We start from the raw sequence: 12,449 nt of genomic DNA, 5'->3' as shown, positions 1-12,449 counted from the left end.
CCGGGCTTCTTCATCAGGCCGGAAATCGACTACACCAAGTTTGGCGGCGACCGGAAGGAAGTGGCGGAGAGCGACTTCGGCGAGGATGACGCACTCGGCGGCATCATTCGCTTCCAGCGCAACTTCTGAGCCGGGCGCGAGTTGAACAAGACAATCCTCGCTTAACCGTCGCGCTGTGACAGGTGACCATCGCAAATCTCATGCCCGTCCGCACGTTGCAGCGGCCCAAAGGCTATGGGATATGTTCGCATCATTGCTGAAGTGATGAATTAAGGTCGACGAATTTGTCCATGGATGGCAGGCGATCGGCAATGCAGGCAGAGGGCGGTGAACGCTCGAGGCCTGTACTGGATGTCGTCGACCGGCTGTCCGAGATCATATTCGGATTGCTTATGGCGCTGTCATTTACGGGTACGATGAGTGCGGCTGTAGCCGGCGGCGACAAGGTGGGTGCGGTGCTTGTCGCGGCACTCGGGTGCAACCTTGCTTGGGGAATTGTTGACGGGATTATGTACATGGTGACTGGTGCGGCGGAGCGAGCCAGACATGACAGTCTGCTCAACGCCGTGCACAGCGCTGCGCCAGCGGAGGCGCGACGGATTTTTGACGACAACATACCGGAGAACCTTCGCAAGGTAATCAGCGAAGCCGAGGCCGGCATTCTCTTCGAGCGCTTGAGGGCACTTCCGCCGCCCGTGCACAGCCGTTTGGTAAATCGGCGCGACCTTCGCGCGGCACTTGCGATATTCCTGCTTGTTGTCGCCTCGACACTGCCTCCGAGCCTTCCCTTCTTTTTCATCGATACCGTCCATACCGCCATGCGCGTATCAAATGCCGTCGCTCTCGTAATGCTGTTTTTGATCGGGGCTCAACTGGGCCGCTACATGGGCCGCAGACCATGGCCGATAGCCTTTGCGATGGCCGGCATCGGCGGCGTGCTGGTCATGGTGACGATCGCCCTCGGTGGATAAGTGGCCGGGCGTTTGAGCTCTACGGCACAGGCTATGGAATGAGGTGCCGAGCCGCTGAGGCGGGGTCATCTATGCCAGCGATGCACTATCCTTGTTTGTATGCTTGCGAGGTGCCTGGCAATACCATGACTGTCCCGAGTACCATGACCTGTTGAAAACGTTTACAATAATAAAGGCCCGTTCGTAAACGGCGAGGGTCAGCTCAGTCGGTCAGGGCACGGATAATCGTCAGGCGCGCCGGTTGTTATTGTCCTCGTCAAGATTTTTCAATCATAGCGAATGACGAAGCGCCCCTCGACCCCTCCTTCAGCAAGCGCGTGGAGTGCATTTTCGATGCCATCAAGCGGAATTTCATGCGTTTCCATGGTGAAGGGAAGGTCGGCGTGCATGCGCAGCAACTCGCGCATCTCAAAGCGTGTACCAACGCTTGTTCCAGTGATGACAACGCCCGTGCCTGTAAGCCACTCCTGATTGATAGGAACGGGCGTCGATACCATAGCCGTTGCGACAATCCTGCCGCGGGGCCGGATGGTTTCTATCATCAGGGGCCAGGTGGCGGCGGTAGGGGCAAAGTTTATGCATGCATGCATCCCGCCGAGGCCTTTCAACTTCCCGATCGCCAGGTCATCCGCGATCAAGGTCGCCTGCGCGCCCATCGATTCTGCAAGCCTGAGCTTTTCTTCCGAGATATCGAGGGCAATGACAAAGGCACCCGAGCGCACCGCAATCTGAATGGCGTAGAGGCCAAGCCCCCCACAACCGAATATGGCGCAGCGCATGCCAGGCTTCAGTTTCGCGCGGCGAACGGCTGAATAGGCCGTGACACCTGCGCACATAAGCGGAGCGAGCGAAGCTGCGGCCGGTCCGTCGGGGAGGGGAACACCATAGCGCGCATCAACGATGACGTATTCGGCAAAACCGCCGTCAACGTCGAAACCATGTGCGCGCTGCAACTGACAAAATGACTCCTGGCCCGCAAGGCATTCGTCGCAGATGCCACAGGTATCGTGCAGCCAGGGCACGCCGACGCGGTCTCCCGTCACGAAACCTTCCGCCCCCGCTCCAGTCGCCACAACCCGGCCCACGCCTTCGTGCCCAAGGATTTGTGTCGCAGCCTTGCCGCTACCCGGCAGCACTGATCCGTTCCATACGTGCAGGTCCGTGTGACATACCCCGCACGCTTCCAGTTTGACCAGGATTTCGCCCTGCGCAGGTTGCGGGACGGGTACGCAGCGCATTGCAAACGAACCACCGGAGGTAGTGCCGCAAACAGCTGCACGCATTCGAAGGCCATTGAACGGGCTCATTTCAGGAGTTCTTCCTTGACCTTGGCCAATGCTGGTGATCCGTCGAGCATCGTCACACCGTCCAGCCATTTGTCGAGGTTTTGCGGATATTTGCGGATCATGGCCGTCGCCGCTTCTTCGCCGGTCGCGCCTTCGTCCAGCATCGCTTTCATGCCCTCGTTTTCCTGGTCAACGGAAAATACCAGGTTTGTGAAGAACCTCGCGACATTGGGGCAGGTGGTGGAATAGCCCGGGCGCGTCAGTGTCCAGACAGTCGAGCCGCCATAGCTCGGACCGAATTCCTGGTCGCCTCCCGACAGATATTCCATCTTCAGATTGAGGTTCATCGGATGCGGCTGCCAGCCGAGAAAGACGATCCAATCCTTGCGATCCACCGCCCGTTTGACCTGCGCCAGCATCGCTTGTTCGCTGGATTCGACGACCGTCCACCCGCCAAGACCGTGACTACCTTCGGCAACCATGTCGATCAGGGGCTGGTTGGTCCCCGGTTCGATGCCATAGATCTTGTTGCCAAATTTGTCTGCAAACCGCGCTAAATCCTCGAATGACTTGACGCCTGCCGCAGCAACGTAGTCAGGGACCGCAAGCGTATATTTGGCGCCGGAAAGATTGGTCGTGAGCACATCCACCCACTTCTTGTCGAAAAATTGCTTGAATTCTATGTTTTGCGCAGGACGCCAGTTGCCCAGAAACACATCGACCTGGCCATCCTTCAAGCTCGCATAGGTGACGCTGAGGCCAAGCAGGCTGCTCTTCATCTCGTAGTTCATGGCCTTGAGAACTGTGGTGGCGACTGCTGTCGTCAAAGCGATATCCGTCCAGCCAAGGTCGGCCGCCTTGATCCTCGTGCAGCTGGCATCATCCGCAAGGGCAGTTTTCATTCCTGCAAGCGGCAGACCAACAAACAGTGCAGCCAATAGTCGTCTTCTCATGCCATTCCCCTTTACTTCCTTAATGTGAGGCATGGGCCGGAGCTTGCATTCTCGATTTTTTTGTCAATTCAAAAAATTGTTCGAGCATACAATTTTTTGAACGCTATAGTGGCGAAGCAAGGCGGGCCGTGATCTTTACCCATGAAACGTTCAATCGAAGACATAAGGCGGCAGGAACTCATTGAGGGCGCATATCGTGCGTTCCTGCAGTTTGGAATTGATGGTCTGACGACTGCAAGGATCTGCAAGGAGGCTGGCATGTCGCCCGGCATCCTGTCGTACTATTTCAAGAACAAGGACGAAGTTTTGTTCTGGATGGTGCGGCACGCCAATCGCGCCATTATGGACGAGGTTGTTGCGCGCATGAAACGCGCCTCAAATCGCTGGGATCGGCTCATGGCGATCATCGAAGGCAATTTTCCAGCCACCCTGTTCGAACAAAATATCGCCAATGCCTGGCTATCATTCTATGTCGCCAGCGCGCGCGACCCTCAGCTCGAGCGATTGCAACGGCTTTTCCATCGCCGTCTTGCGTCTAACATCAGTAGCTGTGTCGACCAGATCATGGATGATAGACAAATGCGGCAGTTTGTGGCGACGTTGGCCATCCTGATTGATGGGTCATGGCTGCATCGCGCTGCGGCACATTCGAGAACTTCAAGCGAGGAGGCAATCCATCTGATCAAGTCTCAACTCGAATACGCCCTTGGATCGGAGAAAGTCGCCGAGATGAAGCGCATCGAATGATGCCCATCGCGTTTTAAGCAGCGCTGCATTCTCACGCAGAACCGTGAGGCGGAGAATTTTCTGCGCAAGCAGCACGTCACCTCATCAGGACCTTTGCTAGAGAAGGAACAAACGCTCTTTCACGCCATTAATGCGTTGCGGATTTTTCCGCCATGCACGCCTAAAATGACAAGGATCAGTGAGGTTGCCGCCATGCGTATCACCCGCCGACAGTTTGCGGTGATTGCCGCCGTGATCTCGCTACCGGGAATATCACGAGCGGCAAGCGAGGAAAACGCCGTCGTTTGGCGTGTCAGGTTCCCTTCGCAGGAGCTTGTGTTGTTCGGTTACGTCCGCGTCCCCGCCGACGTCTTCCCGGACATCACGGCTGAGGGAAAACGGCTGATAGATCAGTCCAAAATGGTCCTGGTCGATATGAACCCGAGCCTTACGCTATCGCCCACCCGATTCAAGAACAGCGACCTCAAACCCGTCTTTCCTGGCCTGGCGCCGCCACAACAGGACGAACTCAAGACCATTCTTGCAACCTCGCCAGCAAGGAACGCAATCGAAAGGCTTTGCGGTTTCGAGGCGGGCCTGCTTCTTGTTGGTGAGGGACAGCGTGTCATCGGTCCGGACGCGCCGAGCGTCGGCCTCGAGCTTGCGAATTACGCCGTCTCGATCGGCCGTAAAGTCAAGACGCTCGCTTCCGACAGCGAAGTGCTAGCTATGCAAAAGCCACTGACCCTTGCGACGGTCAATTCCGTGGGCCCTGCCTCAATCGCCTATCTTCTAGACTTGCGCCACCGGATCGGGCCGATCGGGGCTTATTTCGACGAACTCTACAAGGCTCGAAAGAGCGCGCGGATCGCCAGCCTTGGCGAGGAAATCACCGCCAAGGGCGTACTTACACCTACCGATTTCATCGATATGGGCCACCTGCGCGCGCTTTACGTCGAGCAGATTGCAAGCCTGCCAGCCGGCACCAATGCCTTTGTCATGCTGCCGATCGGGTTGCTGAGCGGTTCCTATAGTATTGTCGCCAAACTCCGCTCACACGGTGCGAAGGTGACGGCAATCAAATGAACCGATCGCGCGTTTCGAAGCACCGGCTGCTTACTTGTCAAGCGCACGTCGTTCGCATGCCAGTCGTTCGCCTTTCGGTCATGGCAATGGCGGGCAAACCACGCACCTGATAAAGCTTGCGGCCAGCCTTGCAATCGCGGCCACAACCCCACAATGGCGGCACCGTTGCAGAACGTTGGAACAACGGCCGGCCGTGCCGGCAGTTGCGCACGACGTTAAAGATAATGCCAATGAAACCCCGGCATCAAAGAAGTTTGCAGTGAGCATAAGCTGGTTCGCGGACATACCGGAATTTTTCAGTCACAGATTAGCGCGAACGGTGTAGAGATCGCGGTATTCTTCGCGCAACACATTTTTCTGAACCTTGCCCATGGTGTTCCGCGCCAACTCGTCAACAAAAATGATGCGCTTTGGCAGCTTGTAACGTGCAAGGCGGTGGCAAAGCGTACCCAGAATATCCCGCTCATCAAGCCCGGAATCCGGCTGTTTGACGACGACCGCGGTGACGGCTTCGCCAAGATCAGAATGGGAAACGCCGATGACCGCACATTCAACGACGCCCGCGATCTGATCAATCTCGCTCTCGACCTCTTTTGGATAGATGTTATAGCCGCCGGAGATCACGAGATCCTTTTCGCGCCCGACAATGTGAACGTAGCCTTGCGGGTCAATTTTGCCGAGATCACCTGTGACAAAGAAACCGTCGTCGCGGAACTCTGCTTGCGTTTTTTCAGGCATACGCCAGTAGCCCTTGAAGACGTTCGGCCCCTTCACTTCGATCATGCCGGTCTCGTCGCCACCGAGGATATCACCCGTCTTGAGATCGGTAACCCGTACCGAAACACCTTGAAGCGGTAAACCAACAGTACCTGCGATCCGGTCACCGTCATAAGGGTTGGATGTATTCATATTTGTTTCTGTCATGCCATAACGCTCAAGGATGGCGTGGCCGGTGCGTTGCTGAAACGCGCGGTGGGTATCGGCCAAAAGCGGTGCCGAACCGGAAATAAACAGCCTCATCCTGGCCACGACGTCGGGGGTAAGCCCTGCGTGCTGGAGCAAACGGACATAAAAGGTTGGAACACCCATCATTGTCGTTGCATGCTCCATCAGCCCCAGCACTTCGGCCGGATCAAACTTCGGCAAAAGAAGCATCGATGCGCCGGATACCAGGATGACATTCGTTGCAACAAAAAGGCCATGCGTATGAAAGATGGGCAGGGCATGGATCAACCTGTCGTTTGCCGTAAAGCGCCAGCTATCCCTTAGGGTCAAAGCATTCGACAGCAGGTTCTCGTGTGTCAGCATCGCCCCTTTCGACCGGCCGGTTGTGCCGGAGGTATAAAGGATGGCGGCAAGATCATCCGCTGATCTGGACGCATCAACAAAATCCCCTGATTGATCCTTTGCCAATTCGACGAGCGATCCGCCACCGTGCTCATCCAGTGTTTCGACAAGCGCACCATATTTGGATGCCATCGCCTTGAGGCCATCAACGCCTTTCGGGTCGGCCACGATAAGGCGCGGTTCCGCGTCGGCAATGAAGTAGTCAAGCTCGGCCAACGTATATGCGGTGTTCAGGGGAAGATAGATAGCTCCGCATCGCACGCAGGCAAGATAGAGCATCAGAGCATGCGCACTCTTCTCCACCTGGGCCGCAACGCGGTCCCCGGACCTGACACCAAGTGCATCGATTGCTCCGGCGATTCGGCCGGACCATTCAACCATGGCGCCGTAGGTCCAGCGTTGACCGTCGGCGGTTTCAATGAAAATCGCGTCGTCGCAAGCGATTGAATGACGGATGGCATCAAATAGATGATTGCTCATGAGTTCACTTTCTTGCCGCTGGCATCGTATGATACCGGTCTGTTGCTTGTGTGGAATGTTCGCCATCGCTCATCACGAGGTTTCGATTTTACTCCCTTTGCGGTCGTCAATAGGCTCCGGTGCGTATTCATCTGGATGTGGGAGGACACCATGAACAACAAGCTTGCATTTGCTGTTGCAGCCTTGATCGGCGGCGTTGCGTGGGCACATGCGCAGGACAATAGCATGAGTTTCTTCGTAACCAGCGTCAATCCGGGGAAAGGCGGTGATCTCGGCGGACTTGACGGCGCAGATGCCTATTGCAGCAAACTCGCCGCCGCTACCGGTTCAAGTGGCAAGACCTGGAGGGCCTACCTTTCCACGGATTCCGTCAACGCAAGAGACCGTATCGGCAAAGGTCCCTGGTACAATGCCAAGGGCGAAAAGATCGCCGATGACGTCGCGTCGCTGCATAGCGACAAGAACAATCTGACGAAACAGACGGCCCTCAACGAAAAAGGGGAAGTCATCAATGGTCGAGGCGACTCGCCGAACCGCCACGACATGCTGACCGGATCAAAAACCGATGGCACCGCTGCACCGGAAACGTGCGGAAACTGGACGATGGGCGGCGCGGAAGGCGCAGCGATTGTCGGCCATAGCGATCGAACGGGCCTGAACGATTCGGCCGAGGCGAAGTCCTGGAATGCCTCGCACTCCACGCGCGGTGGATGCACGGTGGAGGCTTTCAAGGGAACGGGCGGCGATGGCCTCTTTTACTGTTTCGCCGCGAACTGACCGGTTGCCGACCGACCGACCGTTGATCATAGCTTCATCCGGGCGCTGGGTTGTCGTGCTCGCATGTGCCGCGTCGTAAAGAGCGCGAACGTATGGGCAAGGGAACGCCGCGCCCGGGAACAAGACCTCTGCGAAGCGCGCAAGCTTAAGCTCAGCGTTGATCTTTGCGTTGACAGCGGTTGTAGGGTTTCTATCGACGCGGATGACCAGGTGGCTGCCTCCCTTGGGACAGCTCCTCACATTGCGACCTGCGTTGCGGCCGACATCAGTTCCTGTGGCGCCGGGATTCCGAACATGTAGCGGCCGCCTTCGGGAACTTCGGTAAATGACCACCGCACCACACCTTCCCGGTCCAAAAGGAACTGACCGGCAAGCTGTCCCTCGCCACTCGCGATCATCTGTTTGTCGGTGTCGGTAAACTCGTAGCCGTCCGCTTGCGCGAGATATGTCGTTGCTGCTCTCGGATCCATCGGTTCCGGCAGCTCTCCGGGCAGCTCGATCCGCATTGACATCACTGCATCCTTATTGAGTTTGTACGGCCAGCTGGTTTCGGCGTCGGTAAATTCAAGGTTGGGCAGCCCAAATGCCCGGTGCGATACCCGGTCGGGATCGGAAGCGGCCAACAGGTTCGGCAAAGGGTGGTAGCGGAAATAAAGCCGGGCGCGCTCGATCGGCGTATTCACGACCGTCAGACTGTCAATGCCTTTTTCCCGTAAAGCCCCTTCAAGTTGTGACATGGCTGCGATCTGGCGCCGGCAGAACGCGCAATGCAGACCGCGGAACAAGCCGACCAAGACCGGCTTGCGGCCGCGAAAGTCGTCAATGGCGACTTTGCCCTCGCGCGTGATTGCATCAAGAACGACATTCGGTGCACGGTCGCCCGGCTGTAACGGCCTTTCAGTGCGAGGCTCAGCCATGTGTGTCCTCCGCTTGGCTAGTCTAGAAACGGTAATACAATGAGCGCCTCCGGATCGAGACCATGCCTGGTGCAGACGTCTTGCGCCAGGGTAAAGTATCGTTCCGCCTCGGCCATATCATCAAGGTCGAGACTAAGCGTGGCCAAACCATCATAGCATGGAAACAGGAGTTGTGGTTCACGGGTTTCGCCGGCGACCGCCAGCGCCTCCCTATAGCAATCGCGGGCCAGTTCCGGCTGACCGTGACACTGATGAATTTGTCCAAGCACGATCAGCGGTACCGGTAGATGGTCGCGCTGATCCAGCGCCCGGTCAATCTCGATGGCCTTTTCAGCGGCGGGCACGCCTTCGCTTGCGCACCGATCGGTGAACGTACAGTAGGCCACCGCGAGATTGGCAAGAAGACGCGCCTGGAAACCGAGATCGCCGATGCGGTGTGCAACCTTCAGGCCCCGCCTGCAAACCTGAATCGCCAGCTGTGGGTTGGCAATGGTATAGAGCACACCAAGATTTGTGTATCCACGACAGGCGACGTTGAGCAAGCCTGCGTCTTCGGCAACCTTGACGCTCCGCTCCACATCGCGGACCGCATCCTGGCTCCGTCCAAGGCGTGCCAGCGCCACCGCTTTTGTGTTGAGCGCTTCGGCAGTAACCCGCGCGGCTTCGAGCCTGGTTTCCGCATCGCTGCCAGACGCGAGAATTTGTGCGCAATGCAATGCCTCATCGGCCCACCGTACAGCACTGTCCTGGTCACCGACGCGAAACGCAAGGTGACCACGTTCCTGCGCGAGATGTGCATGCTCGATTAGCGGGTCCATTCCTTCAAGCAGTGTCGTCGCCTCGGCATAACGCGCTTCCGCCTCGTCGCGCTTACCCATATCCCAAAGCAGACGGCCGAGCTTTCGAAGTATCCTTGCCGTAGCGGCAGGATCGCCCGTACCACGGTAAGCCTTCAAGGCTTGCATGTAATATGCTTTGGCGGTTTCCCGCTGGCCGGCTGGACCACAAAGATCAGCAATTCGTTCGCACAACAGCAGAAAATCCTGTCCCTGGTCAGCATTCGACAGAGCCCCCAGCGCCAGGCCGTAAAGGCGAAGAGCATCGTCGTTGGCGTAGATCTTGCGTGCCCGGTCGCCGGCCGCCATCAGGTAAAGTGCGCCTTTTGCTCTGGCAGGCGTTTGGCTGAAATGGTGGCCGAGCAGTGCCAAATCTTCGAGATGTTCGGGCTCATTTCCATAAAGGCGCTCCAGAGCATCACCGATCTGGCCATGCATTTCGACGCGCCTTTGCAGCAAAAGATTCTGATAAATCACACCGTGCAGCAGAGTCTGCATGAAACGATAGTCATGCGATGCCGTCGTTTCCGTCCGCGGGATCTCCTCTATGATTTCGGCGTCACAGAGCAGATCAAGGCCGGCGTCAACATGCGTCGGGTCGGTCGAAATTGTTCTGAGCAACCTTGCATCGAAGCGAGGTCCGATCACCGCTGCTTCCTGCGCCAGCCTGCGAACATCCGGCAGCAACCTGTCCATACGGGCGAGCAACATTGCCTCGATGTTCACGGGAATATCGGCGGCTGCCTCCTTTGTCGCAATCCGCCAATGCTGGCCATCCCTTTGCAGAGCCCCGGTTTCAACCAGACCGCGCACGATCTCCTCGAGGAACAAGGGATTGCCCCCTGCGCGTTCGAGGATCCGGTTCGTCAGGTCGATGGATAATTTGCTTGGCTCGAAGCCAAAAAAGGCTGCGAGCAGTTTTCGCCCGTCGTCGTCGGATAACGGGGCGAGGCGCAGCACGGTCAGGCTGGTTCGACTCGAGTCAAGTACGTCTGTATCGAATGCCGATCGGTGGGTTGTCAGCAGCATGAGGCGGCTGCGTTCCAGCCGATCCATCAGAAAGCGCAACACTTCCAGAGAGGCTGTATCAGCCCAATGAAGGTCCTCGACAACCAGCAACAGCGGCGATCGCGCCAGACGCCGCTCGAATATCGTACGAACTGCATAGAAAATTTGCCGGCGCAACTGCTCTGGCTCGACATGCCGGAGCATTTGCTCTTTGTCGTCGAGACCAAGAACATAGAACAAAAGTGGCGTTAACTGGGAAACCTCCTCGGACGAAAGACCCAGCCCGCAAAGGCCTGCTGCGAGCAGTTCCTTCGTCTTTTCGGGTGAATCGGCCGGGTCAATTTCGTATGCGCTGCGTAGGACGGCGGCCAGAGCACCATATGACGGTTCACCAAGGGACGAACAATATGCGCGTCGAACCACGAGTTCGGCAAAGCGTGCGTCTTCATTGACGCGGGCGAGAAACGTCTCGGTCAGGCGCGATTTTCCAATGCCGGCCTCGCCAACCAACCGCACCAGCTGGGCTGTGCCGCAACATGCCAGTTCGAGGCAGCCAAGCATACGTTGAAGCTCCGCATTGCGTCCAATCAGCGGTGCGCTCAGGCCGAGCGCTTCCAATCCTCGTGCGGCGCGAGGCGCTTCAAGTGGGCAAATCAATCGGTGTACCGGAAAGCTGCCAACTTTACCGCGCAATGCATGATCGCCAAGAGACTCATAGGAAAACGCGTGCCGGGTGAGGCGATAGGTGAGGGGGCCGACGAGAACCTCGCCGGGTTTGGCTATTGATTGCAGCCGTTGCGCGCTGTTTACGGTGTCACCCGTAACGGAATACGATTTGCTCGTGCCTACGCCAAACCCGCCGGTAACAACCGGACCAGTATTAATTCCTAGATGCAGAACCAGCGTCGAACCGGTGCGTGTTTTCCAGCGATCGGCCATGCGTGCCGTCCGATTGATCATGTCCAGCGCCGCCCGAAGCGCCCGCTCGGGGTCGTCCTCGTGAGCAACAGGGGCGCCGAACAATGCAAGCAACGCATCGCCGATGAATTTGTCAACGAAACCTCCAAAACCATGGACGGCCGTCGTCAAGTCTTCAAAAAGCTCGTTCTGGAGCGCTTGCATGACTTCCGGGTCAAGTTGTTCGCTTAAAGCAGTAAAGCCACAAAGGTCAGCAAACAGGACCGTTACGGTGCGCCGGTCTGCCACGGACTCCGGTCTTGCTGGCGCGGACCCGTGCGACACCCGCGCTTGCGGGGCTTCATTGTCAGGGGCTCTGGGACTTAAGATTTGCTGGGCACCCGTTTTTGCTGCTCCAGGAATAGCGATCCCGCATCTGGGACAAAATGAGAAGTCGGGTGGGCACAGGTATCCGCAACCTGGACACGAGCTCGGTTGCTTCGCGCCGCATTTTGGGCAAAACGCAAAATCGCTTTGAACGTCAAGACCGCAACCGGAGCAGTTCATCGATGACGACCCCGCAGAGCCCGGTGAACCACGTGATATCTTGGCGGACCGGCCCGATAGACGAACATGAACCCGTGTCGGCAAACTGGCAAGCGACAATAGCCGGGCCTCATAGCACGGCACAGCAAGCGAAAACGCGGGCCCGCGCAGCTAGCGTTAACAGCAGTCAGCACGATGCGGTGCCGCTGGCATTAAGATCGCTTATGTCTCCATCACTTGAATAAATTTTTGAAATTTGGCCTTTGAAATTAGCCTGAGCTCACCCAAACCCAGAGGAGCATGGCTGACAATGGATGATATGTTGCACGTAACAAAGTGGCACAACGGTGGAAAAGCGTTTTCACCGTTTTCCGAAGCGGAGATGAGACGTCGGCAAAGGGATATTCGCAAGTGGATGTCCGAGAACCAGGTCGATGCTTCGCTTTTCACCTCCTACCACTGCATCAACTACTATTCGGGTTGGCTTTATTGCTACTTCGGGCGAAAGTACGGGATGGTGATCGATCATGATAGCGCGACCACCATCTCGGCAGGGATCGATGGTGGCCAGCCCTGGAGGCGCAGCTTTGGGGACAACATTACATACACTGACTGGCGC

9 protein-coding genes and 2 pseudogenes are annotated in these 12,449 nt (G+C 57.2%); 6 read left to right on the top strand and 5 right to left on the bottom strand.

The features are described from left to right. Positions 1 to 129 (top strand): annotated as a pseudogene (locus AAAB35_RS12920) (porin); the annotation flags it as partial. A gap of 182 nt (positions 130 to 311) precedes the next feature. Beyond that, positions 312 to 971 carry a VIT1/CCC1 transporter family protein gene (locus tag AAAB35_RS12915; protein ID WP_340668680.1) on the top strand — a complete coding sequence of 220 codons (660 nt, stop codon included), beginning with the start codon at positions 312 to 314 and terminating at the stop codon, positions 969 to 971. A gap of 266 nt (positions 972 to 1,237) precedes the next feature. Here the strand turns inward: AAAB35_RS12915 and AAAB35_RS12910 are convergent, their stop codons facing one another. Together AAAB35_RS12910 and choX are read right to left on the bottom strand one after the other, a co-directional pair. After that, positions 1,238 to 2,278, bottom strand: coding sequence for an alcohol dehydrogenase catalytic domain-containing protein (locus tag AAAB35_RS12910; RefSeq protein ID WP_340668679.1), 1,041 nt, complete (start codon positions 2,276 to 2,278; stop codon positions 1,238 to 1,240). After that, positions 2,275 to 3,210, bottom strand: a complete 936-nt coding sequence (gene choX / locus AAAB35_RS12905; RefSeq protein ID WP_340668678.1) for a choline ABC transporter substrate-binding protein — start codon at positions 3,208 to 3,210, stop codon at positions 2,275 to 2,277. Before choX ends, AAAB35_RS12910 begins: the two co-directional genes overlap by 4 nt. A 141-nt stretch (positions 3,211 to 3,351) precedes the next feature. Between choX and betI the strand changes: the two genes are divergently transcribed. Further along, on the top strand, positions 3,352 to 3,957 hold the full coding sequence (gene betI / locus AAAB35_RS12900; RefSeq protein WP_340668677.1) for a transcriptional regulator BetI: 606 nt from the start codon (positions 3,352 to 3,354) through the stop codon (positions 3,955 to 3,957). A 192-nt stretch (positions 3,958 to 4,149) separates the two neighbouring features. Then, positions 4,150 to 5,022 (top strand): hypothetical protein, encoded by an 873-nt coding sequence (locus AAAB35_RS12895; protein ID WP_340668676.1) that lies wholly within the window; start codon positions 4,150 to 4,152, stop codon positions 5,020 to 5,022. Between the two features lie 300 nt (positions 5,023 to 5,322). On the opposite strand, the gene AAAB35_RS12890 is transcribed toward AAAB35_RS12895, so the two are convergent. Continuing rightward, positions 5,323 to 6,849 (bottom strand): malonyl-CoA synthase, encoded by a 1,527-nt coding sequence (locus AAAB35_RS12890; protein WP_340668675.1) that lies wholly within the window; start codon positions 6,847 to 6,849, stop codon positions 5,323 to 5,325. A gap of 150 nt (positions 6,850 to 6,999) precedes the next feature. Here AAAB35_RS12890 and AAAB35_RS12885 point away from each other — a divergent pair, with 150 nt between their 5' ends. Then, a complete protein-coding gene (locus AAAB35_RS12885; protein ID WP_340668674.1) occupies positions 7,000 to 7,626 on the top strand; it encodes a hypothetical protein in 627 nt (208 codons plus the stop codon). A gap of 236 nt (positions 7,627 to 7,862) precedes the next feature. Here the strand turns inward: AAAB35_RS12885 and AAAB35_RS12880 are convergent, their stop codons facing one another. Next, complete coding sequence (locus tag AAAB35_RS12880; protein WP_340668673.1) at positions 7,863 to 8,543, bottom strand: peroxiredoxin-like family protein; 681 nt, start codon at positions 8,541 to 8,543, stop codon at positions 7,863 to 7,865. Positions 8,544 to 8,560: 17 nt separating this feature from the next. Beyond that, positions 8,561 to 11,851 (bottom strand): adenylate/guanylate cyclase domain-containing protein, encoded by a 3,291-nt coding sequence (locus AAAB35_RS12875; protein WP_340668672.1) that lies wholly within the window; start codon positions 11,849 to 11,851, stop codon positions 8,561 to 8,563. Between the two features lie 289 nt (positions 11,852 to 12,140). Here AAAB35_RS12875 and AAAB35_RS12870 point away from each other — a divergent pair. After that, positions 12,141 to 12,449 (top strand): annotated as a pseudogene (locus AAAB35_RS12870) (creatininase); the annotation flags it as partial.

The organism is Phyllobacterium sp. (assembly GCF_037994425.1).
GTDB lineage: Bacteria > Pseudomonadota > Alphaproteobacteria > Rhizobiales > Rhizobiaceae > Phyllobacterium.
This window is presented reverse-complemented; position numbering and strand designations above follow the sequence as displayed.